Source organism: Paenibacillus sp. FSL H7-0716 (genome assembly GCF_038002705.1).
In the GTDB taxonomy this organism is placed as follows: domain Bacteria; phylum Bacillota; class Bacilli; order Paenibacillales; family Paenibacillaceae; genus Paenibacillus_AQ; species Paenibacillus_AQ odorifer.
On sequence record NZ_JBBODA010000020.1, the window covers coordinates 44,461 to 70,302 of the forward strand.

21 protein-coding genes are annotated in these 25,842 nt (G+C 45.3%); 1 reads left to right on the forward strand and 20 read right to left on the reverse strand.

Going from position 1 to position 25,842, the window contains the following annotated elements; translation table 11 throughout:
• Positions 1-136: 136 nt before the first annotated feature.
• Positions 137-1,003: a spore cortex-lytic enzyme gene (gene sleB, locus MHH60_RS22135; protein ID WP_036688421.1), complete on the reverse strand. Its 867-nt coding sequence runs from the start codon at positions 1,001-1,003 to the stop codon at positions 137-139.
• 172 nt (positions 1,004-1,175) lie between these two features.
• On the opposite strand from sleB, the gene MHH60_RS22140 reads away from it, so the two are divergent.
• Positions 1,176-3,140: an AraC family transcriptional regulator gene (locus tag MHH60_RS22140; RefSeq protein WP_076136433.1), complete on the forward strand. Its 1,965-nt coding sequence runs from the start codon at positions 1,176-1,178 to the stop codon at positions 3,138-3,140.
• An 89-nt stretch (positions 3,141-3,229) separates the two neighbouring features.
• Here MHH60_RS22140 and MHH60_RS22145 read toward each other — a convergent pair whose 3' ends face one another.
• The 19 genes from MHH60_RS22145 to MHH60_RS22235 all read right to left on the reverse strand — a co-directional run bounded on the left by MHH60_RS22145 (position 3,230) and on the right by MHH60_RS22235 (position 25,819).
• Positions 3,230-5,890: an FtsK/SpoIIIE family DNA translocase gene (locus MHH60_RS22145; protein ID WP_076136431.1), complete on the reverse strand. Its 2,661-nt coding sequence runs from the start codon at positions 5,888-5,890 to the stop codon at positions 3,230-3,232.
• A 78-nt stretch (positions 5,891-5,968) separates the two neighbouring features.
• Positions 5,969-6,181: a YlzJ-like family protein gene (locus MHH60_RS22150; RefSeq protein ID WP_076136429.1), complete on the reverse strand. Its 213-nt coding sequence runs from the start codon at positions 6,179-6,181 to the stop codon at positions 5,969-5,971.
• Entirely contained in the window at positions 6,178-6,945 is a 768-nt protein-coding gene (locus tag MHH60_RS22155) for a ClpP family protease (RefSeq protein WP_076136428.1), read from the reverse strand. Before MHH60_RS22155 ends, MHH60_RS22150 begins: the two co-directional genes overlap by 4 nt.
• A gap of 203 nt (positions 6,946-7,148) precedes the next feature.
• Positions 7,149-8,828: a ribonuclease J gene (locus MHH60_RS22160; protein WP_076127859.1), complete on the reverse strand. Its 1,680-nt coding sequence runs from the start codon at positions 8,826-8,828 to the stop codon at positions 7,149-7,151.
• A 510-nt stretch (positions 8,829-9,338) separates the two neighbouring features.
• Positions 9,339-10,214: a 4-hydroxy-tetrahydrodipicolinate synthase gene (dapA, locus tag MHH60_RS22165; protein WP_076136426.1), complete on the reverse strand. Its 876-nt coding sequence runs from the start codon at positions 10,212-10,214 to the stop codon at positions 9,339-9,341.
• A 16-nt stretch (positions 10,215-10,230) separates the two neighbouring features.
• Entirely contained in the window at positions 10,231-11,454 is a 1,224-nt protein-coding gene (gene dapG / locus MHH60_RS22170; RefSeq protein ID WP_036688442.1) for an aspartate kinase, read from the reverse strand.
• A gap of 260 nt (positions 11,455-11,714) precedes the next feature.
• Positions 11,715-12,311 carry a dipicolinate synthase subunit B gene (locus tag MHH60_RS22175; protein WP_036688443.1) on the reverse strand — a complete coding sequence of 199 codons (597 nt, stop codon included), beginning with the start codon at positions 12,309-12,311 and terminating at the stop codon, positions 11,715-11,717.
• Position 12,312: 1 nt separating this feature from the next.
• Positions 12,313-13,209 carry a dipicolinate synthase subunit DpsA gene (dpsA, locus tag MHH60_RS22180; protein WP_076136425.1) on the reverse strand — a complete coding sequence of 299 codons (897 nt, stop codon included), beginning with the start codon at positions 13,207-13,209 and terminating at the stop codon, positions 12,313-12,315.
• Positions 13,210-13,794: 585 nt separating this feature from the next.
• Positions 13,795-14,241, reverse strand: a complete 447-nt coding sequence (dut, locus tag MHH60_RS22185; protein WP_172628834.1) for a dUTP diphosphatase — start codon at positions 14,239-14,241, stop codon at positions 13,795-13,797.
• Complete coding sequence (locus MHH60_RS22190) at positions 14,216-15,484, reverse strand: M16 family metallopeptidase (RefSeq protein ID WP_076136423.1); 1,269 nt, start codon at positions 15,482-15,484, stop codon at positions 14,216-14,218. Before MHH60_RS22190 ends, dut begins: the two co-directional genes overlap by 26 nt.
• 78 nt (positions 15,485-15,562) lie before the next feature.
• Positions 15,563-16,546, reverse strand: coding sequence for a polysaccharide deacetylase family protein (locus tag MHH60_RS22195; RefSeq protein WP_076136422.1), 984 nt, complete (start codon positions 16,544-16,546; stop codon positions 15,563-15,565).
• A gap of 233 nt (positions 16,547-16,779) precedes the next feature.
• Positions 16,780-18,882: a polyribonucleotide nucleotidyltransferase gene (gene pnp / locus MHH60_RS22200; RefSeq protein ID WP_076136420.1), complete on the reverse strand. Its 2,103-nt coding sequence runs from the start codon at positions 18,880-18,882 to the stop codon at positions 16,780-16,782.
• A 293-nt stretch (positions 18,883-19,175) separates the two neighbouring features.
• Positions 19,176-19,445 (reverse strand): 30S ribosomal protein S15, encoded by a 270-nt coding sequence (gene rpsO, locus MHH60_RS22205; protein WP_036656390.1) that lies wholly within the window; start codon positions 19,443-19,445, stop codon positions 19,176-19,178.
• 148 nt (positions 19,446-19,593) lie between these two features.
• Entirely contained in the window at positions 19,594-20,541 is a 948-nt protein-coding gene (locus tag MHH60_RS22210) for a bifunctional riboflavin kinase/FAD synthetase (protein WP_038571921.1), read from the reverse strand.
• A gap of 37 nt (positions 20,542-20,578) precedes the next feature.
• Complete coding sequence (truB, locus tag MHH60_RS22215; protein WP_076136419.1) at positions 20,579-21,493, reverse strand: tRNA pseudouridine(55) synthase TruB; 915 nt, start codon at positions 21,491-21,493, stop codon at positions 20,579-20,581.
• A complete protein-coding gene (locus MHH60_RS22220) occupies positions 21,490-22,467 on the reverse strand; it encodes a DHH family phosphoesterase (protein WP_076106341.1) in 978 nt (325 codons plus the stop codon). Before MHH60_RS22220 ends, truB begins: the two co-directional genes overlap by 4 nt.
• A gap of 72 nt (positions 22,468-22,539) precedes the next feature.
• Positions 22,540-22,887 carry a 30S ribosome-binding factor RbfA gene (rbfA, locus tag MHH60_RS22225; protein ID WP_076136417.1) on the reverse strand — a complete coding sequence of 116 codons (348 nt, stop codon included), beginning with the start codon at positions 22,885-22,887 and terminating at the stop codon, positions 22,540-22,542.
• A gap of 18 nt (positions 22,888-22,905) precedes the next feature.
• A complete protein-coding gene (gene infB, locus MHH60_RS22230) occupies positions 22,906-25,536 on the reverse strand; it encodes a translation initiation factor IF-2 (RefSeq protein WP_076136415.1) in 2,631 nt (876 codons plus the stop codon).
• A complete protein-coding gene (locus MHH60_RS22235; protein ID WP_370511500.1) occupies positions 25,529-25,819 on the reverse strand; it encodes a L7Ae/L30e/S12e/Gadd45 family ribosomal protein in 291 nt (96 codons plus the stop codon). The genes infB and MHH60_RS22235 overlap by 8 nt, the downstream gene beginning before the upstream one ends.
• Positions 25,820-25,842: the final 23 nt, after the last annotated feature.

Here is a 25,842-nt window from a genome sequence, read left to right on the forward strand (position 1 = left end):
TCCAAAACTCCTTTACCGCGTGGATAGTTGCTCATTAACATGTTTATGAATTAATAACCATTCTAAACCATTCCAAAGTAAGGAAGCAACCGGATGCCTCTTCCCGGTTGCTCTCTGGATTTACTTCTTTACTTATCTACATACAGAAAATATGCTGGCCAATAGTCTTGACCTGTGGACGAGTCCAAATCCATTTGGAGGTCGCCGTTTTAGGGTTGAAATAATACAAACACCCACCCGAAGGATCCCAGCCATTCAGCGCTTGCTGTACTGCTTTTCGTGCCTGCTCATTTGGCTCCAAATAAATCTGCCCGTCAGCTACAGCTGTAAAAGCTCCAGGCTGAAAAATAACGCCAGACGGTGTATTTGGAAAGCTCGGAGATTTTACCCGGTTCAAGATTACTGCAGCAACAGCAACTTGACCTTCGAAAGGTTCACCTCTCGACTCACCATAGACGGCATTAGCCATAATTTTGAGATCATTTTCTGATAATCCCATCGTATTCCCTGAAGACAGGGACGCTGAATCCGAATTATTAGTTGTATTAGTTTTGTTACCGGTGTTGTTGTTTGCTGTATTATTTCCGGTTGCTGAAGCCGATTCTGTCGGCTTCCAATTCTTAGTTGCGTTATACAATTTCAGCTTAGTCTTAGCGCCTACGATGCCATCAGACTTCATTCCAAACTTCCATTGAAACCACGTTACTGAATTTTTCGTTTTCGGACCAAACTGACTGTCTATTTTCCCTTCATAAAAGCCCAGATGTTTTAAACGTCCTTGCAACTCATAAACATCCTGACCAGAAGAACCGAGTTTAATCGGAGTCGTGCTGAAGGCAGGCAAGGCCTCTTCTTCAGGATGATTTAGTTCATGGACAAATGACGCAGCAGCACTTTGCTTGGTCTGTACTATGCCATTACCCTGGAGCAGCATTCCTGCAAACGGCGCGGCAGCAAGTGCAAGGGTTAAAGAAGCAAAGATCCACAACTTATGTTTCTTCATAGGGGTTCGCTCTACCTTTCTTTTGTGAGTTCTGCATGGATGGCTAAAGTTATTATGACGACTGTCAGGACATCCTATGCATTCCTAAAAAAGAAGTAATAGCATTTCATTGTAATTGAGAATAATTATCAACTATAATCGAAATAAGAAAACGTTGGAGTTGATATTAATCATGAATTTAAAGGACCACATTTTATTGTGGAACCACGCACTAATAGAAATTATTGATATACGCCATACTTTTCAACGATCAGGTGATCTGAATTCACATTATCAGCTGCCCTCAAGCGCATTCTTGTTGATCATAAACGGCAAGGCCGAAATACTGATTGACGAGGTCCCGCACGAGATCGGCAACTTTCATATCCTTCATGGTGGAAAAGGAATGAACATTCAATTTTTACGCACGGAGGAACTACTGGAGTATTACTTAATTTTATATAAAGCAAACCTTTCACTCGCCTCACACAACAATCTAAAGAAAATTATGGAACACAATAATCCCTTTAATCTCCAATATGGATTTACACCTACTAGTCCACTGCCCTTATTTGATAAGATGGAGAACATGTTTACTGATTGGGGCAAAGCAGGTCTTTTGGATCGGCTGCATGTTAAAACACTGTTTTATCAATGGATTTATGAGATGCTTAGGCAGCTGTATACGCTGGAAACACAGTTAATCCAACCTGATCCGCTAGATCAAGCCATTCGCTATATGCAGGCTTATTATAAGGAAACCTTCTCTCTTGAAAAGTTAGCTAAAGCGGTAAACAGCAGCCCTAGAACATTATCCAGATTATTCAGAACAAGGCTGCAGACTAGCCCTGCTCAGTACTTAATCAGCATCCGCATGGAAAAATCGAAAATACTGCTCCTGAACACAGAGGCGAGCTTGCATGACATCGCAATTGCAGTAGGTTATCCTGATGGCTATTATCTAGGAAAAATGTTTAAAAAATATTACGGAATCTCCCCTGTCCGATACAAAAATAAATTGATCACCCAACCTAGCTGGCGTGATATGCCATCCCAAGGTGCACAAATTGACATTGCCCGAACACAACCTCTCCGTTATATCGATTATGATAATCATTATCAATATAACGGAGAAGGGGAATTACCAATGTTTAGAAATGCCAAACCATCATTACTGCTCACCCTTTTATTATGCTTTACCATAGTGTTAAGCGCTTGTTCCACAGGAACCACAAATTTAAATGCGTCAAGCAACGGGACACCAACCCCTTCAGCAGAAACAAGTACAGGGGCAAATACAGACAAAGCTGCTGTCGAAGCACAAACCCGGATAATTTCCACAGTTAAAGGAGACATTGCCGTTCCCACTAGTCCACAAAGAGTCGTAGTTCTTTATTTGCTCGGTGATGTACTGGCTCTAGGCATTAAACCTATAGGCGTATCCGATGTATCCGAGGGTGCTGCTTTTGAAGATGAGCTAAAAGATGTGCAAAAGCTTGGTACCTGGTTTGAGGCTAGCCCTGAAGCAATCCTTGCTCTAAATCCCGATCTTATCATCGTGCCGTCAGAGGAAACTTATGAAGCCCTCCACCAAATTGCACCAACAGTGTTAGTTCCGTATGAAAGAATGTCAACAGAAGAACGGGTGTCCTTTATTGGACAAGTCGTAGGCAAAGAAGATCAAGCAAAAGAATTATTTACTGATTTCCATAAAAAAGTTGAAGACAGCAAACAAAAGCTGCAAGAAACTGGTATTCTGGATCACACAATATCCATCATGGAAGGTGGAAAAGACAATAGTATGGCTGTTGTGGCGAGCAAACAATTCGGACGTGGTTCGCAAATCATTTATGAATATTTAGGCATGAAGGCGCCGGAGATCATCCAACAGAAAATAGATACGGCAACAGGTGCGGATGGGGAATCCGTATCCTTTGAAGTCCTTAGCAAATACAGCGGTGATTATATCTTCCGGTCCTCTTATGATGGTATGGCTGATCTGACCCAAAACCCAATTTGGAACAATATCCCTGCCGTAAAAGAAGGCCGTTTGATGGAAATTGATTTTGGATTAGGATATTACAGTGATATCTATTCTCTAAATGTGCAACTGGATTATATTGTTGAAGCTTTGCTTGCTGCGCCAAGGGTCAAATAAGTACTCAACATACAAAAAAAGAGATGGTCCACTTCTAAAGTGGCCATCTCTTTTACTGTCTATAGAAGGTTTCGACAGGCTTGTCCAGCTTACGAGCTGATCTTGTTATGCTGATATTGCTCAAGTGACACTAGTACCTCACGCGGCTTGCTGCCCTCGTAAGGACCGATGACCCCACGAGCCTCCATAGAGTCAATCAACCGGGCTGCACGGGTATAACCGACCCGCATGCGACGCTGTAGCAGCGACACTGAAGCCTGCTTAGCCTCCAGCACAATTTGTACGGCCTGCTCGTATAATTCATCCTGTGGCTCCTGATCCTCAGTGATTGTATCATCCACTTCAGGAACGATGGACTCATCGTATTCGGCTTCACCTTGACTGCTGACATATTGAACGATAGTCTCTACTTCTTGGTCGCTCATAAAAGCTCCCTGTACACGAATAGGTTTAGATGCGCCCATTGGCAAGAACAACATATCACCTCGGCCTAACAGCTTCTCTGCACCGGGCATATCCAAAATGGTACGTGAATCCACATTGGACGATACGCCAAAAGCGATCCGGGATGGAATATTAGCTTTAATTAAACCTGTGATGACATCTACTGAAGGTCGTTGTGTAGCGATAATTAAATGAATTCCAGCCGCCCGCGCCATTTGTGCAAGTCGGCAAATTGCATCCTCAACATCATTGGCTGCAACCATCATCAAATCCGCAAGCTCGTCCACAATAACAACGATATACGGGAGAATTGCCGCTGGATTCTCAGCCATTAGCTTATTATAACCTTCCATATTCCGTGTTCCCGATTTGGAGAATAGCTCGTAACGCTTCTCCATTTCCACAACAATCTTCTTCAAAGCAAGACTTGCCCGCTTGGGATCTGTGACAACCGGAGCCAGAAGATGGGGAATTCCATTATACACATTCAGCTCTACCATCTTTGGATCGACCATGAGGAATTTGACTTCATCAGGTTTTGCTTTGTATAAGATGCTTGTAATAATCCCGTTGATGCAGACAGATTTACCGGAGCCCGTTGCACCGGCCACCAATAAATGGGGCATCTTAGCCAGATTTCCAATAATGGTCTGGCCGGAAATATCACGGCCAAAAGCAATCGATAATCTGGATTCAGCCTCCTGAAAAATCTGTGTTTCCATAACTTCGCGCATGGTAACAATAGACACCTCAGAGTTCGGAACTTCTATCCCAATCGCAGATTTACCCGGAATCGGTGCTTCCATCCGAATGTCTTTGGCTGCAAGTGCAAGGGCAATGTCATCCGTCAGATTTACAATACGGCTAACCTTAACCCCAATATCCGGTTGTATCTCATACCTCGTAACTGCTGGGCCTCTTACTACCTCCAGCACCTTAGCCCGTACCCCAAAGCTTTCAAGTGTTGCTTCTAACTTACGGGCTGTCTGCATATAATCATTCTGATCTCCAGCTTTGCCACCATTGTTAGGTTTGGCTAGAAGACGGAACGATGGCAGCTTATATGGCTTCGGTGGCGGTGGTGCTGGAGGAGCGGGAATAATCTCTCCATCTGGAGAAGCACCTAGTAGGCCTTCCAAGTCTATGCTTACATTCTCCTCAGACTCATCCGTAGGCTGTTGCTTAACGGCATTAGGTCCGGCTACAGCAGGTTTAGCTGCTTCACCACGAGCAGTGGGTGAGAATTCACTCCACTCTTCCCGATCTTCTTCGTTTAACCCTTCTGAACGGATATGTTCAAAGAAGTCACGAATAATAGGCGTCACAGGTTCAATATCCAGATCCGCATCATCAAAATCATGATCGATATCGTCTAATGGAATTACACGACTATCTGGAGTTAATCCCGAAATAATCGGACCGGTTGAAGCACTTGTCACAATTGGACCCTGATCGTCATCCTCAGGATCTGCTTCCACCTGTGAACGCGTGGAGCCTGAGAACCAGCCAGATATTTTTTTCAAAAGGACAGGTTGTTTGCGATTAGGCAAATACCGATCGTCTTCGTCTTCTTCATCCTCGTCATCATAGACAGGCTGCTTCACCTGCCGAGCTTTAGCTGGAGCAGCGGCTCTAGAAGGTCTGGCCGCTACCGGAACCGCCTTCGGACGGTTTGCAGCATGGAGACGGATCCCCTCCACAAACTTAACCAAGCGCACTCGCAAAAGCGTAAAAATCTCCACATAGGACAAGTTGGTAATTAGCATAAAGCTGATCGCCAGCATGACGATCATAAGCAGCTTAGCGCCCAGACTACCAAAAAGCCATAACAACGCTGCATACTCCAACCCGCCGATGTACCCTCCGCTTATATCCTTCCCCAGCATATAGACATTGCTGTCGTTCGAGCCAGGTGAAAGTGATCCCGAAAGATCATTATGTATTTGTGTCATTACATTGCCGGGATGTAATAAAGACAACGGGCCAAGCTTCTGCTCCATTGCAGATATTGTGCTCATAAGGCACATAGACAATAGAAGCAGAAGCACGCCAGTATGCCTGCTGTTCCACGAGGAAGGCCATCTTCGATGGATCATCACCATAAGTCCATAAAAAATGCCGACAAGCGGCAACACAAAATAAAATCTCCCTAATAAGTAACCCGCCATACTTGAAAGTGAGCGTCCTACGGCTGCTTCACCAGACAGTGCAATGACGGAAATAGTTATTAATAAAATTCCATATATTTCATATTTTAAAACGCTGCCGAGCAGCGCTTTTTTCTTCTTCTTTTTTCGTTTAGCCACGCCAGCCACCCCCGGAACAACATTATACCATATAATGGCGTGGCGTACCTATGTTCTCTTTTGTCAGAAAATGAATCTTTATGTTAATGTAATTATCGAACCTGGAGAGAACGCCGGATCTAGATAACGGTTCAGTGGACAATCCAATAATCTCACGATCCGCGCACGCCCCTCCTCCATCGGTTCAACCTGCATCAGCATGCCCTGCACACTCACTTCTAGGGTTGCAGCATAATTGTTAAATGCCCCCTCCCACACCTGATCCATTGCAACTACTGTGTACAGTGTCATTGCGTAATCCCTCCTGGAGTCGATGCTGAGAAATCCCCGCCAATCATCCGGTTGAGATGTGCTAGAGCAGCTCCGATCCCGCCGACCTCATCCATCAGACCATATTTAACGGCATCCAAGCCCCCCACGGCCGTCCCTATATCACGATTGAGCTCACCTGTCTTAAACATGAGATCACGGAACTGTTCTTCAGAAATACGCGAATGGGAAGTCACAAATTTAACGACACGTTCCTGCATTTTCTCCATATACTCGAACGTTTGCGGCACTCCGATCACTAAACCATTCATTCGAATCGGATGAATCGTCATCGTTGCACTTTCAGCAATAATCGAATAAGTGGAGGAAACTGCAATCGGCACCCCGATGCTATGCCCGCCTCCAATGACTACGGTTACTGTTGGCTTTGAGAGAGATGCAATCATTTCCGCAATTGCTAATCCCGCTTCTACATCTCCACCTACCGTATTTAAAATGATAAGCAGGCCTTTGATGTTTTTATTCTGCTCAGCTGCCACCAGCTGCGGAATGATATGCTCATACTTTGTTGTTTTGTTCTGTGGAGGCATAACAATATGTCCTTCAATCTGACCAATAATCGTTAAGCAAAAAATATCAGGCTCTCCACTTGGGACTACTGTTTGTCCAAGCTCCTTAATCGCTCCCATTGTAGTGGGCGGCATATTTTCATTAGGGTTCGGATTAGTTTCTCCTGGGACAACTTCCTCATTTTTTGCTCCATTTGATCCTTCGATGTAGTTCATCTTCGCAGCTCTCCCTTGTTATATGCAGCTCTAGTCTGCTGTTGCCTTACTAACAATCCTTAGTATGACATTTCAGGGTGCTGCATTATGCAATTTTCAGCTTTTGAATATACAAAAACCCCTTCTCCCGTGGAAACCGTCCAATATTTCCGGGGAAAAGGGGCTCAGCCCTAGCTATATATTCATTGAAGGAGAAACTCTCCTTACACTTCCATGATAATTGGCAAAATCATCGGTCTGCGGCGCGTTTGTTCATATAAGAAACGGCCCAGCGAATCTTTTACACTTGTTTTAAGGGAAGCCCACTCATTTACTTTTTCACTCATCAGGCGTTGCAATGTACTGGATACAATTCGGTTAGCTTCGTCGAGCAGCCCTTCGGACTCCCGAACATAAACGAAACCACGCGAAATGATGTCAGGTCCAGAAACAATTGCACCATTCTGCTTGCTAAGTGTAACCACGACAACCAAGATACCATCTTGAGACAGCAACTTACGGTCACGCAATACAATGTTACCAACATCGCCTACACCTAGTCCGTCAATCAATACGTTACCAGCTGTTACTTTACCAGCCTTACGAGCGGCACCGCCTTGGATTTCAACAATTTCACCGATTTCAGTGATGAAAATGTTCTGTGGTTCTACGCCAACGGATTCAGCCAGCAAAGCATGTTTGCGCTGCATGCGGTATTCACCGTGGATCGGAATGAAGAATTTCGGTTTCATCAGGTTAAGCATCAGCTTAAGTTCTTCTTGACTACCGTGACCGGATACGTGAACGCCGGAGTTGGAACCGCTGTAAATCACATTAGCGCCAAGACGGAACAATTCATCGATAGTACGGCCTACATACTTCTCATTACCTGGTACAGGTGTTGCCGCAATAATAACGGTATCGCCTGGCAGGATATCTACTTTACGATGACTAGAACGTGCCATACGTGTCAATGCAGACATTGGCTCGCCTTGGCTGCCTGTGCAAAGAACAACTACACGATTTGCTGCCATTCTATTCATTTCTTCCGGTTCGATCAGCATTCCGTCAGGTACGTTCAAATATCCAAGCTCTGAAGCGATGGATACAACGTTGACCATACTACGGCCAATTACTGTAATCTTACGACCCGTAGATTCTGCTGCATTAACCACTTGTTGAATACGATGCACATTGGAAGCAAAAGTTGCTACAACGACACGTTGCTCAGCCTTGCGGAAAATATCTTCCAGCACAATACCGACATTCTTCTCAGATGGGGTAAAGCCTGGTTTCTCAGCATTTGTACTATCCGACAAAAGAGCAAGTACGCCCTTTTGGCCAATCTCTGCCATCCGATGCAGATTTGCAAATTGACCGTTGACTGGGGTGTGGTCAAATTTGAAATCGCCCGTATGAACAACATTTCCTTCCGGAGTCTCAATGCATACACCCACGGAATCAGGAATACTGTGGTTGGTTCTAAAGAAAGTTACTTTAAGTGAGTTCCCCAATTGAATTTCTGAATCTTCGTTGATCAGAATCCGTTTGGTGTCCCCCAGCAGGTTCGCTTCCTTCAATTTGTTCTCTACAAGGCCTAAAGTTAATCTTGTTCCATAAACTGGAACATTCAAATTTTTCAGGACATAAGGCAGACCACCGATGTGATCCTCGTGTCCGTGAGTAAGCACAATACCTCTTACCTTGTCACGGTTCTCTGTCAAATACGAGATATCAGGAATTACGATGTCAATACCGAGCATATCCTCTTCCGGAAACTTGAGTCCCGAATCCACGACTACAATGTCAGCTCCGTATTGAATAACATACATGTTTTTCCCGATTTCTCCGACTCCGCCCAATGCGAAAATCGTCAATTTATCGTTGTTGTTTTTTTTGGACAAATGAATCTAACCCTCCTATGATGTTGGACGTCATACTTTTATTGGTAAATATCGAACTTCGATTATTTCAGCGGCGCTGAACACATTTCTTTCAAACAGCCAATAACTTCCAATCGACGAGGAAATTCCTGAAATCTGTAAAATGCGCAATGCGAAAGCTCCCGATTCCGGGCAGTAAAGTTCATATTGAAGCGGACAAACGCCGTCAAAATTCACCGTCGCGCCCCTCGCGCGAAGACATGTCATTTATTTAAACAGACTCATCTTGGGACCTATCCTGTCTCACAATGTATTACATTGACGGAAGATTACCGCATATTTAATTTTAACCGCACCCAGTCACTTAAGATCATTATACATGATTTTTTTGGCAAAAGACAAGTCATCCGCCTCGTATCCAAATTCTTTCCTTAAATTCACCTCAATATTTCAGAAAAAAAATATAAATGCAAAAACCGGCTCCCCCAATAGAGTAGCCGGTTTAGAACGTACATCAGCAATGATTAATTCTTAGTGAAATAGTGCCTCAATAAAAGCCGCTTCCGCTTCGGTTGGCGAAATAAGCGGCAATCTGACTCCACCCACAGGGATCCCCTTGAGTCCTAAAGCATATTTTACAGCTGAAGGATTGGGCAGCGGTTGTGGGCATTCAAACATTCCTTTAAAAATTGGAAACAGCTGGCGATGAATCTCTCCAGCAAGCTGAACTTTGCCGGAGGTATAAGCGTAAATCATTTCTGACATCTGCGCACCAACCACATGACTAGATACACTTATAATTCCATATCCACCAACAGCCAGACTGGCAAGACCTGAAGCATCATCACCCGTATATACACGGAAATCATCTGAACAAGCAGAGGCAATAAGTGTTACCTGATCTACAGACGCGCATTCTTTCGTAGCAACGATGTTCGGAATCTCAGCAAGTCGCAGGGTAGTGGCCACGCTCATACTTACACCTGTTCGACCTGGAACATTATATAGAATCACTGGTAATGAAGTCTCTGAAGCAATCGTGGAAAAATGCTGATAAAGGCCTTCCTGATTCGGTTTATTATAATAAGGAACGACCAAAAGCACTCCATCTACGCCTATTTTCTCCGCTTCCTTCGTCAGATGAATGGAATGCTTCGTGTTATTGCTGCCAGTTCCAGCAATAACTTTACAACGTCCGTTCGCCTTTTCCAGCACAAAAGAAAACAGCTGCAGCTTTTCCTCATCGCTTAACGTAGGCGATTCCCCTGTCGTTCCGCAGACAACTAAAGCCTCTGATTTCTGTACCTCAATCAAATAATCGACAAGCTGTGAAGTTACATCCCAGTTGATTTCTCCATCCCCATCAAAAGGGGTTACCATGGCTGTTATTAATCTTCCGAAATCCACTTTGAATTCCTCCTTGTCAGCGGTGCAATTCAAACATAGCATGCAGCGAACGCAGGGACTGCACCATATCTTCTTTTTTCACAAGCACCCATATCGTTGTATTCGAATCCGCGGATTGTAGAATTTGAATGTTTTGTGAGCTAAGCGCCTCAACGATGCGCGCCATAATACCAGGCACACCATTAATTCCGCCCCCGATAACAGAAACTTTGGCACAACCCGATAAACTCTTAGGTCGTAAACCCAGCTGCTGTAGAGCAGAAATGGCCTTCTCTGATTTGTCATCAAAAACCGTATAAAGGGCTTCCGTAGGTGTTACATTAATAAAATCAACGCTTATCCCGTTATCTGCCATACTCTTAAAGATTTGCAGTTGCACTCCGGTTCCGTTACCGTCCGGGCATTCCACAGAAATCTGTGTAACGTTGCTGACATAAGCAATCCCTGTAACGAATCGATCCACAATACCCCCTGCTTGGATATCGTTAAATCCTTCTGGATTCGTAACTAACGTACCTTCAGCTTCTGAAAAGGTTGAACGAACACGTACTGGGATCTGTGCCTGCATAGCAATCTCAACCGCACGTGGATGAATAACTTTTGCTCCCTGGTGAGCCATATTGCATATTTCAGTATAACTAACGTAAGTTAATGGCTTAGCATCTTCAACGATCCGTGGATCTGCTGTAAGAATCCCGTTAACATCCGTATAAATATCCACCATATCAGCATGAAGAGCAGCACCCAGTGCTGTAGCAGAGGTATCACTGCCGCCACGGCCTAAAGTTGTCAAATCACCCGCTTCAGTCTGGCCCTGGAACCCGGTAACAATAACTACCTTATCTTCACGCAGCTCACGGAGAATACGTTCCGGACGTACATCCAGAATTCTGGCATTACCGTAGTTGCTGTCTGTCAGAAATCCTGCCTGAGCTCCCGTTAATACTGTAGAAGCGATGCCTTCATTCTCTAGCAGCCCACATAGAGTAGTAGCTGAAATAATTTCACCACAGCACATCAAGAGATCTTTTTCCCGGTCTGGAAGTGCATCTCCGTTCTGCACGGCCCAATCCAGCAAAGTGTCAGTTGCGTAAGGCTCTCCGCGACGGCCCATAGCGGATACAACAATTACAAGACTATAGCCACTTGCCAGCTCCCTTTTGACATTACGGATTACGTGTTCTCTAGCTTGCGGTGTGGATAGCGATGTTCCTCCGAATTTTTGTACCAGAATACCCATGTATAATTCCCCCATTATTATCAAAGCAAACACACTAATCATTCGTGAAAAGATTACGGTACGTGAGCTTATTCGTTAAGTAAGTTGGTAAATGGCTGTACCGCCCTCTAACCTGAGGACGGTAGCAATACTGCTTATATTTTTTAAATAGCAATGAACTTAGCTGGTTCCACTACGTTATCTTGGCACTTCTCATTGCTCATTTGGTGCATCTCCCCTTTTATTCTCCACAACAAAATCAGCCGAGCTCTGTTAATTTTCTAAGCTGAATGAAACCGTTCGATGATCATCGGCTGTAGTTGTTTACCTTGCAAAGCGGCATAGCAAGCTTCCGGGATAAGATCCATGCGTGCCACGAGCGAGTTAGGTTTACCCTCAGGGTTATCTTGACCGAATGGTACAAAATAAATATGTTTAGCCACCAGAAGCTTAGCAATATTTGCGGCATTTAGGCCCAATCCATCATTTGTAGATATCGCTAGAACTAGTGGACGTCCGTTGCGCATCTGCGATTTAGCTGCCATTAGCACGGGACTATCCGTCATGGCATTAGCCAGTTTACTCGTTGTATTTCCTGTGCAAGGTGCTATTGTCAGCACATCCAGCAGCTTGGAAGGACCCAGCGGCTCCGCTTCAACAATTGTAGAAATGATATCATTCCCTGTTATATCTTTCAACTGTTTTAACCAATTTTGCGATGTCCCAAAGCGGGTGTCTGTTCCTAATACAGATGCAGAAACTATAGGTACTACGTTTGCTCCCCCGTCTACGAAGCGCTGAATTTGTGGCATTACCTCAGCAAAAGTGCAATGAGATCCAGTGATCGCATACCCTACTGTTTTTCCGTGCCAATCCATTTTATTCGTCCCCCTTGATTAAAGCCTCGTCCGAAATCGACTGTACCAGCGCATTTGCCATAATAATCCCAGCGCTTTTTGGAGCTACAATGCCAGGGAGTCCTGGAGCCAGCATCGCCTTAATCCCACGTTTCTCAGCATAACGAAAGTCACAGCCGCCTGGTGCAGATGCCAGATCAATAATTACGCAATGCGGCGCAAGCCGCGAGAGCACCTGCGCGGTGATGATCATACTTGGTATCGTGTTAAATATAAGATCCACATCCGGTACGTGAAGCAGCAACTCATTGGTCATAAAAGGCTTCCAGCCCATTTCCTCAGCACGTGCATAATGTTCTTGTTTTCTGACACCAACCTTTACACTAGCCCCCAGCCCCTGTAGACTTCGAGCCATTGTAAATCCAGTTCTACCTAAACCAAGCACCATTGACTTCGAGCTGTGAATCGTAAAATCCGTGTTCTGAATGGCCATTACCAGCGCTCCCTCCGCTGTCGGGATAGAGTTATAAATAGCCACATCATCACGATTAAGCAGTTCGACTAACTTCAGTGAGTGCTTGGTACACATCCCGCGCAAGTAACTTTTAGCCATACCGGTATAGACCAAACAATCGGATGGCAGCGCAGTGAAATGCTCCTCCAGAATCGTTAAACGCTCAGAAGAAAATAGAGCACTAATATTTCCTTCATCATCACAGCCTACCGTAGGCAACACTAATACATCAGCATTACTCAGCAGCTCTACCGTCAATTGTTCCAGGCTCACCCCTGGGCTAGGGGTCTCCCACTTATCGAACCCGGCAGCGCTTACCGTCGCATCCAATTCCACACATTTCCGAATCACTTCAAGCTGTCTCGCGTCCCCGCCCAGGAACACGATCCTGACGCCAGTAAGCATAGGGATGACGCTCCTTTCAACATACACTATCGACTATAAAGCATCTTATGCTGGGCATTGTTAATGGGTGAAGAGCGGAAATGAAATCCCCGGTACGTATGGCTGATGAGCAGATGACTGATGAACTAATGGCTTAAGGCTTGCGGCTGATGAGTTACGGACCGAGATGCAACTATTTGTGTATTTTTTGCCTTTTAGGAGGAGTTTCGGACTGGGGAGCTCTTATTCGATATAAACAGGTTCGATATCAGGTGTTTTTGATCAAATAGTGACACTGGGGTCCGAAAACAGCCGAATTAAGTAGCATTGATATAAATAAGAGCGCTGGGGTCCGATAGGGGCTTCGTCTTTACTTTGACGGTAGGGTTAGAGTTGTGGCAGAGAGCCAATGAAAATGCTCAGTTTTTTCGATGGGGAAATCGGAGTTAGTCGGAGTAGCAGATAGCACTTTATAAAATGCTATCTGCTTAACAATCGAAGAAATTAAAATTTTGTTGGATAATTAACTCTGCATAACAAAAAAGCTCACGAATCATGCCTTGGGCATAAATTCGTAAGCTTTTTAAACGAATTGTATCAACAATCTTATTTGCCAGTATGGCCAAAGCCTCCGGCTCCGCGTTGAGTTTCGGACAACTCTTCCACTTCCACCAAATTAACCACTGGAACGGCTTGAAATACCATTTGGGCAATCCGCTCATTGCGAGCGATAGCAAAAGGCTCCTGCCCCAGATTGATCAAGAGCACTTTGATCTCTCCGCGGTAATCAGCGTCTATAGTTCCAGGTGTATTCAAGCAGGTAATCCCGTGCTTCAAGGCCAGTCCACTACGCGGACGGATCTGCGCTTCAAGCCCCTCTGGCATAGCCAGTGAGATCCCTGTTGGAATTAATGCCCGCTCTCCTGGTGCAAGTACAATTTCACCCGCAACGGCAGCATAAAGATCATAACCGGAAGCTTGCTCCGACATTTTACAAGGAAGATTTACATCCTCGTTTCCAGCAAGTTTATTGATTTGTACGTAATAAGACAAGATCATCTCTCCTAACATTTGCAATAGCTTTATCTGATGAGCCTACCATCGCTAAAGAAAGCGGCTCCGCGAACATATGGTCCAGCACACTGTTGATATTGTCCATCGTCACTAGCTGAATTTTGGCGATCATATCGTCCAATGTATTATGTCTTCCGAGCATAAGTTCATTTTTTCCGATACGGTTCATTCGGCTGCTAGTGCTTTCGAGACTAAGAATGAGGCTGCCTTTAAGCTGCTCCTTACCTTTTCTCAGCTCATCTTCACTGAGGCCGTTGGTAGCAAGTTCGTACATCATTTCCTTGATTAACTCCATGACATCCTTTGTTTGCTTGGGCGCTGTTCCAGCATACACCGTAAACAGACCAGAATCTGCCTGGGAGCTGTGATAGGAATACACCGAATAAGCTAATCCGCGCTTTTCACGAATTTCCTGGAACATGCGGGAGCTCATCCCTCCGCCTACGGCATTATTAATCAGCACCATAGCATACTGCAGGGGATCGCCAGAACGGACACCTGGTAAGGAAAGACAGATGTGATTCTGCTCTGTTTTCTTGCGGTGAAATAAGAGCTCTCCATAGTAATCTGGTGGAGTCAGCGACGCACTTGTACCGTGATTATCAAAAGAACCAAAATGCTGTTCCAGCAGTTCAATCAATCCATCACTAATGTTGCCGGCAACGCTTATAACCGTATTCTCAATCGTGTATTGTTCCTTCATATACGCCCGAAGATCATCCGGCTTCATCTCCATTAACCGTTCCTTCAAGCCAAGGATGGAATACGCAAGCGGATGGTCCTTGTAGGCAGCAGCACACATCAAATCATGCACAAGATCATCCGGCGTGTCCTCGCACATGGAAATTTCCTCAAGGATGACATTCTTTTCTTTCTCCAGCTCTTCAGCATCCATACGTGAACGGAAGAACATATCCGCTAACACATCTACAGCGATGGGCAGATGCTCATCCAATACTTTAGCATAATAACATGTATATTCCTTTGAGGTAAACGCATTTACATTGCCGCCGATAGCGTCAAACTGCTCAGCAATATCCTTGGCGCTGTACCGATCCGTACCTTTAAAAAGCATATGTTCTACAAAATGGGATATCCCGTTGTTTCCAGGATGTTCATTCCGAGAGCCTGTCTTTACCCAGATTCCGAAAGAAACAGACCGACCGGTCGGGATTTTTTCCATTACCACTCGTAAACCATTGGATAACACTATTTTTTCCACTTCAAGTCCTCCTGGCAAATAGCCATGTTCTATCTAATTTAATTACACGTGCCTATAATCCTACCAGAAATACATCTCTCACTCAACATTAGAGGGGATTAGCCGCTCTGCTGAGAGCGTTTGACTAACTGTGCCTAGCTGTAACCCTTTTGCTTTGATTCCACGTATCATGGCCTTCAGAGCTTTGGAGGATGCGGCTGTGGGATGCATTAGAACTAAAGTGCCTGGTTCCGCTTTGCTTGTGATTTTGGCAACCACAGAATCAGGAGACGGATTACGCCAATCTACGGTATCCACGGTCCATAGTACGGTTTTGAGCCCTAAACTGCCTGCAATTTCTACTGTCTCCTGATCGAAATCACCAGAAGGGGGGGCGAACCATTTATTAGTGACTCCAAGCGATTCCTTTAACAGCTTTTGTGTCTTTTCAATTTCTACAGTAGCTCGTGCACGACTTAAAGTACTCATATTAGGGTGAGTATAAGCATGATTCTCCATCTCATGACCGCGTTTTAGCATTTCTTTAGCCAGCTCCGGGTTTTTACTCAGCCAGCTCCCATCCAGAAAAAACGTAACTTTAACGTTCTCTTCGTCCAAAATATCCAACATTGGCACAATGTACTCATTTCCCCACGCCACATTAATCATCAGCGATACCATCGGCTTAGCCGGATTCCCACGATATATGGGTTCAGCTCCCAGTTGATTCAGGGATATCTGTGGTTCGATCTGCCGATACACAAATTTTATAGGTTCTTTTGGTGCCAAAAGAGCATTCCGATATGTACTCTCTACATCAATTTCAAGCCCGTTATAACCCGGAATCGCCTTCCATACCCGATCAACCACAGCATTCACTGGAGGGGCATTTAGCTTGGCTGCGGCGGTCTCAATCCGTGTCCGAAGATCATTGTTCTCCGCCTTAGAAATATCCTTCCACACAGCTAGGTCATCCTGCGGCTTCAATTGCGCAAGCATGTCCTTTACCGGTCCCTGAGTGCTGCCAATTCCTATCACGATCGCAATACAAGCAACCACTAAAGCCACTTTTTCCGTCTTCATGACGACTTCCTCCCCGGTAGAAACGACTTGTAGTCCGTTCCACACGAATACAAAGACACTTTGTCCCAATCTATGAGACAAGAGAGGAATTTATGTCATAAGAACAGAGGCAAGAGGCGTGATAGTATTTGTCTATTTCCATTCATATAAAAAAAGAGCCAGAACGCAATCGCTTCTGTCTCCTTTTATTATGCTATTAGGTACCTAAGAAAAGGTACCTCTACAATCGAAACTTAAGCTTTAGCTCCAGTTTCCGAAGTCAATACCGCTTTACGCGACAGGTTAACCCGGCCTTGTTGGTCGATTTCGGTAACTTTAACGGTAATTGTATCCCCGACAGCTACAACATCTTCAACCTTAGCCACACGCTCAGTGGACAATTGGGAAATGTGTACCAATCCGTCTTTACCCGGAATAAGTTCAACAAATGCTCCGAATTTCTCAATCCGTCTAACTGTACCTACGTAGATTTCGCCGACTTGTACTTCACGCACAATGCCTTCGATGATCGAACGAGCTTTTTGGATCATTTCTTCATCCGAAGAGCCGATAAAGACACGTCCATCTTGTTCGATGTCGATTTTTACGCCGGTTTCTTCGATAATTTTGTTGATGATTTTACCGCCAGCACCAATAACATCACGGATTTTGTCCGGATTGATGTTGATGATAATAATTTTTGGAGCATATTTGGACAGGTTAGCTCTAGGCTCAGAGATAGCTTCCATCATTTTACCCAAGATGTGCATCCGGCCTTCCTTAGCCTGTTGTAGCGCTTCATGAAGAATTTGACGGCTAATACCATCGATCTTGATGTCCATTTGGATCGCAGTTACACCAGCTGCTGTACCTGCTACTTTAAAGTCCATATCGCCAAGATGATCTTCCATGCCTTGAATATCTGTCAAAATAGACACATGGTCGCCATCTTTGATCAGACCCATAGCCACACCTGCTACTGGCGCTTTGATCGGAACCCCAGCATCCATCATAGCCAGTGTACTTGCACAGATACTTGCTTGTGAAGTCGAACCGTTAGACTCAATCACCTCAGACACAAGACGAATAGTGTACGGGAATTCTGTTTCACTTGGGATAACCTTAGACAATGCGCGTTCACCCAATGCTCCGTGACCAATCTCACGACGACCTGGTGCTCTTAGCGGACGTGCTTCACCTACGCTGAACGGAGGGAAATTGTAATGGTGCATAAACCGTTTAGTTTCAGTTAGATCAATACCGTCAAGAATTTGTACATCGCCGAGTGCGCCAAGCGTACATACGCTAAGTGCTTGCGTTTGTCCACGAGTAAACAATCCAGATCCATGCGTACGTGGCAACAGGTTTGTATCACAATCGATCGGACGAATTTCATCCAGCTTACGACCATCCGGACGCACCTTGTCATGCGTAATCAGACGTCTAACTTCTTCCTTCACGATATCGTGTAATACTTCCTTAACATCCTTCAGAAGTTCTGGTGTTTCTATGTATTTCTCAGCGAAATACGTAACTGTCTCATTATTAACTTCATCAATAGCTTCTTGGCGAGCATGCTTCTCAGCAATCTTAACTGCATCTACCAAACGGGCTTGTGCAAATGCACGAACCTCAGTGTTCACTTCAGCATTAACTGCATGCAGCTTCACTGCCATTTTTTCTTTACCAGCGATTGCAACCAATTCTTCAATCGTAGCTACGATATTGCGGATTTCTGCATGCCCGAACATGATCGCTTCCAGCATAACTTCTTCCGGAACTTCATTAGCTTCCGCTTCAACCATCATAATAGCGTCCTTAGTACCAGCAACTGTCAGAAAAATATCACTTATAGCCTGCTGTGCAATATCAGGGTTAATGATAAATTCACCGTTGATCCGGCCTACATTCACGCCTCCGATAGGGCCGTCAAACGGCACATCAGAAATACTAAGTGCTGCCGAGGTACCAATCATAGCGGCAATTTCCGGTGTGCAATCTTGATCCACACTCATTACCAGATTAAGTACTTGTACATCATTACGGAATCCTTCCGGGAACAGCGGGCGAATTGGACGGTCAGTCAAACGGCTGGACAGAATTGCTTTTTCACTAGGTCTGCCTTCACGTTTAATGAAACCACCAGGAATTTTACCTACTGCATATAATCTTTCCTCGTAGTTGACTGTTAGTGGGAAAAAATCCAAATCCTTCGGCTCAGTTGAAGCTGTAACTGTACATAGCACCGCTGTATCTCCGTAACGAACCATAACGGCTGCGTTTGCTTGTTTAGCCAGGCGGCCCGTTTCCAGCACAAGGCGTCTTCCACCCAGCTGCATTTCTACACGTTTTTCCATAAATACCTCCTTGAATAGTAGTAGACCCGCAGTCTAAAATAGCAGGTTCACATATCGATCTAAATGAATCGGAAAGGCTTGTCCCAATGGGAGTCTGCCTATTCTGTATGCATATAAGAAGAAACGGCTGGGCCTTACTGAAAAGTAAAGTCGCCGTTTTTGCGAATAATCTCATCGATCCTAATATTTAGTTTTCCCTAAATTTTCAAAAAGCAACCCAGCTGTCCCGCTGTCGCTCCGAGAAGGACATACGGTATACAACCAGGCTGCTTTAAGAGTAATCTTATGGAAAATTAACGACGCAATCCCAGTCTTTCGATCAGGGCGCTGTAACGTCTGATGTCTTTGTTTTTCAAATACGCCAGAAGTTTACGACGTTGTCCAACCATTTTCAACAATCCACGACGGGAGTGATGATCTTTCTTGTGCGTACGCAAGTGGTCAGTCAAATTAACGATGTTCTCCGTTAGGATAGCAACTTGCACCTCAGGGGATCCAGTATCGGATTCGTGAGTTTTGTGCTCGTCGATCAATTGATGTTTACGTTCTTGAGTTAATGCCATCCTGTTCACCTCCTTCAATATAATCGCCACTAGCCTCGTCACCGTCGGTGAGAACATGCAACCAAGCTAAGGTTATGATGCTGTAAGCCAGCAACGTTACTTAGTATAGCATCTCCATTAACAAAAGTAAACGGCTTGTCCGGGATGACTATAAATTATACTCCAGAATCTTCTTTGCAGTTTCTGCATCCTCGCCAATCTGAGTAATCAATGCCCCAATGGAGTCAAACTTCCGTTCTGGACGAATGTAAGATACCAATTCTACCTTAAGCTCTTGATCATACAGGTCACCCTCGAAGTCAAACAGATGAACCTCAAAGCTCGGAGTCAACACACCCTCATGAAAGGTTGGTTTAACACCCACATTCATAACCCCGTACAGAACTTTATCCTTATAAAAGACTCGGACCGCATATACACCTTTGGTTGGAATGACAAAATGATCACTGAGCTTCAAATTGGCAGTTGGAAAACCAATTGTGCGGCCTCTCTTCTCACCATGCCCCACTTCACCACGCAGATGATAGCAACGTCCGAACCAGGAGTTTGCCAGTCCCAGATCTCCATTTTGGAGACTTTTGCGAATGCCGGAGCTGCTAACCTTTTCACCTTCAAGCAGAAAAGGAGGAGCAACTTCCACATTCATAACACCTTCACCCAGCTTGCGAAGCATCTCAACATCACCTTCACCTTGGTAGCCAAAGCGAAAGTCAAAGCCAACAACTGCAGTTACAATATGTAGCGGCAAAAGCATAACAGAGACAAAATTCTGTGGACTAACCCGGGAAAGCTGCTCATTAAATTCAATAACATACAGGATATCTACACCCATGCTGGCAAGAATCTCTTGCTTTTCAAAGGGTGGCGTCAAGTACCCTTCATAATCCCCCTTACCCATAACATCTTTGGGATGAGGATGAAATGTAAGGACTGCAGCCGGCACACCTTGTTTACGGGCTAAGGCCACAGCGGATGTAATGACGCTGGCATGTCCACGATGCAGGCCGTCAAACTGCCCTAGAGCAGCCACTTGAGGTTGTGCCCATTCGGCAGCAGTCTCCGGCGACATCGGATAGGTTAACGTTACGGTTCTCACGCTGTTTCTCACCTACAATTCACTTGGTAAAATTGATTTAAGCTTGTGCAAACACTTTTACTGGGGCAATAGCACCTGTCTCTTCCAGCTCATAAATGCCAAGAAACAATCCCTGAAGATCGTATAGCCGAATTTGACCTGCTGTCTTCACTTCTGGAGCAATGAACCGCGAAGACAAACGTTGACCCTGCAGTGCTGCCTTCTTCTTCTCATCCATAACGGTATGCTTTGGCAAATGCGAGATTGCCTCATCTGCAGCGATTAAATGATCTTTCAATGTTCCGGCTTCCTTGTGCGCGGCAATATCCTCAAGGGATAAACAATGGCTGGCAGAAATTCCTGCCGACATTGTTCTCTCCAGCTTCACCATTACACCCGGCAGCCCAAGCGCACGACCGATATCAACACAAAGTGTACGAATATACGTGCCTTTGGAGCATAATACCCGGAAAGTGATGTCGGGATGATTACCTTCCCAAGTCATATCCGTCATTTCGATTTCATAAATCTCTACTTCACGACTTTTCCGTTCAACGGTTTTGCCTTCTCTAGCCAATTCATAAAGACGTTTGCCGTCTACTTTCACCGCAGAGTACATGGGAGGAACCTGAGAAATTACGCCTTTAAAAGAGGCAAGCACTGCAAGAATCTCTTCCTCAGTTACATGAACCTCATCTACAGTTTCCGTAATGGTTCCAGTTAAGTCTTCAGTATCACTGGACATCCCCAGTCTCAGTGTTGCCACATATTCTTTGGGCAGCTCCTGAATATACTCCACAACGCGAGTCGCACGTCCCAGACAAAGCGGCAATACACCCGTCACTTGGGGATCTAGTGTCCCCGTATGACCAATCCGTTTCATGCCGAGAATACGACGTGCCTTGGCTACAACATCATGTGAAGTGAAGCCTGCCGGTTTATAAACCGCCAGAACACCTTCTAATTCACTCATAAATGACGTCTTACCTCCTCAAGCACCTGAGCTATTGCCTCTTCAAGCGTAGCTTCTATACGCGCACCTGCAGCACGGGTATGACCGCCGCCTCCAAACGTTTGCGCCAATGCAGCCACGTCTACTTTACCGGCAGAACGTAGGCTAACCTTGACCGCATGTTCGTGAATAACTTTAAAAAGAATGCCTACTTCCACGCCCCGAATATTACGAGGGTAGTTCACGATTCCTTCCAAATCTTCATTAGCAGCAGCACATTCGATCATATGCTCGGGTGTAACATATAGCCAGGCAATATCTCCTTCAGGAGATAATTCCAGCGTATTTAAGGCTTTATTTAATATTTTAACCTGTGGCAGCGTCATTTCTTCAAGCAAGGTCTCAGCGAGTTCAGGACCGTTAACTCCAAGGGATAATAGCTCAGATACAGCTGCCATTACTTTTGGTGATGTGTTGGTATAACGAAAACCACCGGTATCTGTTAACAGACCCGTATATATAGCTGTGGCGATATCAATATCCCATTCGATCTCGAATGTCTTCAGCAGGTCGAACAAAATTTCCGCTGTCGCAGCTGCATCCGGTTTGATTAAATTAACGAATCCATAACCGTTATTTGTTGGATGGTGATCAATATTCAGGATAAGAGCCTCATTCGCAAAATAGCGATTTGTCAGCCCTACTCGCTGAAAATCCGCACAATCCACACAGATGACGTTGCTGTATTGACGGGGCGGTTCACTAGAGGCCATATTGATGATTTCATCCGAATGCCATAGGTATTCCATTCGCTTCGGGATTGGTCCTTCATTCAGCATAGTGTATTTTTTGCCCAGACATGAGAGAAGCCAGCCCACCGCAAGGGTGGAGCTGACTGCATCTCCGTCCGGCTGAACATGCGACACTACAAGGTAATCGTCGTGTTCCAGCAGAAACTCACGGGTCTGCTGGAGACTTTGTTCATAGCTCTGCATTCGCCGTCTCCTTTTTAAAGGTTGTTCAAAATAGCATAACGCTATTTTGAACCCCACTTTAATCACTTATTTCTAATCGTTCTTATGAAGCTCTCCAAGAAGCTTCTCAATATGACTGCCATAAGCGACAGATTCGTCGATCTTGAAGATCAGCTCCGGTGTATGCCGAAGGCGAATGGCCTTGCCAAGCTCTGAGCGAAGAAAACCATTGGCTTTCTCAATCGCTTTAAGTGAGTCTGACTTCTGCTCTTCATCCCCGAACACGCTTAGGTATACCTTGGCTTGCGATAGATCGTTAGTCACGTCTACGCCAGTTACAGTTACAAAACCGATTCGAGGGTCTTTCAGACCGCTTTGGATAAGTTGACTAAGCTCTTTCTTGATCTGCTCGCCCACTCGTCCTGCTCTAATTTTAGACATCTATATTCACCTCTTCGCTTAGCGCTCTACAGTTTCCATAAGAAACGCTTCGATAATGTCGCCCTCTTGGACGTCATTATAGCGTTCCAAAGTTATGCCACATTCATAACCTTGCGCCACTTCTTTGGCATCATCTTTGAAACGTTTCAAAGTATCAACCTTACCTGTGAACACTACGATTCCGCTACGGATCAAGCGCATTTCAGCATTACGGGTAATTTTACCGGAAGTAACCATACATCCTGCAATGGTACCCACTTTGCTGATTTTGAACACGCTGCGAACTTCGGCGTGACCGATAACATTCTCTTTATAGATAGGATCGAGCATACCTTTCATGGCACTTTCGATTTCTTCAATTACATTGTAGATAATGTTGTGCAGACGAACATCTACTTTTTCTTGCTCAGCAGCTGCTTTGGTCTGTGCGTCTGGACGAACGTTAAAGCCGATAACGATAGCATTAGATGCTGCTGCAAGCGTAATATCGGATTCAGTAATCGCACCAGCACCGCTGTGAATGATCTTCACGCGTACGCCTTCCACTTCGATCTTAGCCAAGGATCCTTTAAGCGCCTCGACTGAACCTTGAACGTCAGCCTTGATGATCACGTTAAGGTCTTTGATCTCGCCATCTTTAATGTGCTGGAACAGATCATCCAAAGTTACACGGGTGTTCGTATTCAGTTCAGATTGACGTTGGGAAGTGGAACGTCTATCAGCAATCGCACGCGCTTTACGCTCGTCTTCGAAAGCCATAAACGGATCGCCAGCTTGTGGCACCTCAGTCAAACCAGTAATTTCTACTGGAGTAGATGGTCCAGCTTCTTTGATCTTACGACCTTTATCATTGACCATCGCACGTACACGTCCGAAGCAGTTACCTGCTACAAAAGCATCGCCGACTTTCAACGTACCGTTTTGAACGAGTATACGAGCAACTGGTCCACGGGATTTATCAAGCTCAGCTTCTATAACAGTACCGCGTGCCCGTTTGTCAGGGTTCGCTTTGTACTCATTAACTTCAGCTACGAGCAGGATCATTTCCAGCAGTTCTTCCAAGTTAATACGTTGTTTCGCAGAGAGGTTAACGAAGATGGTATCTCCACCCCACTCTTCAGGAACAAGTTCATAACTTGTAAGCTCTTGCTTCACCTTATCAGGATCTGCACCCGGTTTGTCGATTTTATTAACAGCGACAATAATCGGAAGTCCAGCAGCCTTAGCGTGTGCAATAGCTTCGACGGTCTGAGGCATAACACCGTCATCAGCAGCTACTACGATAATTGTCATATCCGTAACCTGTGCACCACGAGCACGCATAGCAGTAAATGCTTCGTGACCAGGTGTATCAAGGAACGTGATTTTCTTTTGGTTGATCTCGACTTGATAAGCACCGATGTGCTGAGTGATTCCGCCAGCTTCGCCTAGCGTCACATTGGTCGAACGAATAGCATCAAGCAGTGTAGTTTTACCATGGTCAACGTGACCCATAATAGTAACTACTGGAGGACGAGTCTGAAGATCCTCTTCATTGTCATTCTCTTCCACTGTTTCGAAGCTGTCCTCGTCAACAGGAATCTTCACTTCTACTTCTACGCCAAATTCAGCAGCGAGCAGCAAAATGGTGTCGATATCAAGTTCTTGGTTGATGGTAGCCATAACACCCATCGAAATCAGCTTTTTGATTACTTCAGAAGCATCCTTGTGAAGCAATTTCGCTGTTTCACCAACGGTCATGCTGCCACGAACAATGATTTTCTTAGGTGTGTTATCGATCTTCTCGCGGTGTACCATTGGTTGGTTCTTGCCACGACCATTCTTACCACCACGACCGCGGTAGTTACCACCTTTACCATCATCGAAACGTCTTTGATTATTATTCGGTCTGCCACCAGTTGTGTTCTTTTTGGGACCTCTGTCATCACCGCGGGTGAAACCTCCGCCTGTGCCAGATTGACCTTGTGGACGGCTGTCAGTGCGCGGTGCACTGCTTTGTCCTTGCGGACGGCTGCCACTTGTGTTACTGCCTTGTGGACGGCTTCCACCAGTATTGCTGCCTTGCGGACGGCTGCCACCGGTATTGCTACCTTGTGGACGGTTGCCGCCAGTATTACTGCTTTGCGGACGGCTGCCACTTGTGTTGCTACCTTGTGGGCGATTGCCGCCAGTAGTGCTGCCTTGCGGGCGGCTGCTACTAGTACTGCTAGTACTGTTAGTACGTGGAGCACCGCTTTGTTGCGGACGTGCATTCTGCGTTGAACCTGTTTGTGTTCTGCGGGAATCTTGTCCGCTTTGGGGCCTTGGGGACGTCGTCGATTGGTTGTTGTTTTGGTTACTGTTCATACCTACCTGCTTTTCCTGTTGATTTTTGTTGGCATTCTGAGCACTTTGAGGTTCGGCTGTTACCGCACCGGTTGTTACCGGCCGGCTGCTGGTGCCGGTATCCCGCTTGGCTGCAGCGTTTGATTTGATATCCTTAAAGAACTGTTCAACTTTGTTCACGGATCCATTCTCCATGACACTCATATGATTATTCACGGGGACATTCAAACGCTTCAGAATAGTAATAATTTCTTTACTGCTCATGTTTAGTGACTTTGCGTATTCGTACACGCGCAATTTATCTTTGTTCTCTTCTTTAGTCAATAAATCCACCTCCGACAGTATCTCCGAGTTGCTTGGAGATCATTTCCGCGAATCCTTTATCCGTAATGGCCAGTACTACACGCTGGTCTTTACCAATACTTGCACCGAGTTCATCCCGGTGAAATGCGATTACTAGTGGAATATCGTAAGTTCCGCATTTATCACGGAACTTTTTTTGGGTATTATCTGAAGCGTCACCTGCCAGAACGACCAGCTTCGCCTCTGAAGACCGTACAGCTTTGAGTACAGCCTCGTCACCGGTGACTATCTTGCCTGCTCTCATGGCAAGCCCTAAATAAGAAAGCG

Excerpts from the sequence above, each read along its gene's own strand:
- sleB (WP_036688421.1), bottom strand. The coding sequence starts at position 1,003 with ATGAAGAAACATAAGTTGTGGATCTTTGCTTCTTTAACCCTTGCACTT.
- MHH60_RS22140 (WP_076136433.1), top strand. The coding sequence starts at position 1,176 with ATGAATTTAAAGGACCACATTTTATTGTGGAACCACGCACTAATAGAA.
- MHH60_RS22150 (WP_076136429.1), bottom strand. The coding sequence starts at position 6,181 with ATGACACTGTACACAGTAGTTGCAATGGATCAGGTGTGGGAGGGGGCA.
- MHH60_RS22155 (WP_076136428.1), bottom strand. The coding sequence starts at position 6,945 with ATGAACTACATCGAAGGATCAAATGGAGCAAAAAATGAGGAAGTTGTC.
- dapG (WP_036688442.1), bottom strand. The coding sequence starts at position 11,454 with ATGGGTATTCTGGTACAAAAATTCGGAGGAACATCGCTATCCACACCG.
- MHH60_RS22175 (WP_036688443.1), bottom strand. The coding sequence starts at position 12,311 with ATGGATTGGCACGGAAAAACAGTAGGGTATGCGATCACTGGATCTCAT.
- dpsA (WP_076136425.1), bottom strand. The coding sequence starts at position 13,209 with ATGCTTACTGGCGTCAGGATCGTGTTCCTGGGCGGGGACGCGAGACAG.
- MHH60_RS22195 (WP_076136422.1), bottom strand. The coding sequence starts at position 16,546 with ATGAAGACGGAAAAAGTGGCTTTAGTGGTTGCTTGTATTGCGATCGTG.
- pnp (WP_076136420.1), bottom strand. The coding sequence starts at position 18,882 with ATGGAAAAACGTGTAGAAATGCAGCTGGGTGGAAGACGCCTTGTGCTG.
- rpsO (WP_036656390.1), bottom strand. The coding sequence starts at position 19,445 with ATGGCATTAACTCAAGAACGTAAACATCAATTGATCGACGAGCACAAA.
- truB (WP_076136419.1), bottom strand. The coding sequence starts at position 21,493 with ATGAGTGAATTAGAAGGTGTTCTGGCGGTTTATAAACCGGCAGGCTTC.
- MHH60_RS22220 (WP_076106341.1), bottom strand. The coding sequence starts at position 22,467 with ATGCAGAGCTATGAACAAAGTCTCCAGCAGACCCGTGAGTTTCTGCTG.
- rbfA (WP_076136417.1), bottom strand. The coding sequence starts at position 22,887 with ATGTCTAAAATTAGAGCAGGACGAGTGGGCGAGCAGATCAAGAAAGAG.
- MHH60_RS22235 (WP_370511500.1), bottom strand. The coding sequence starts at position 25,819 with ATGAGAGCAGGCAAGATAGTCACCGGTGACGAGGCTGTACTCAAAGCT.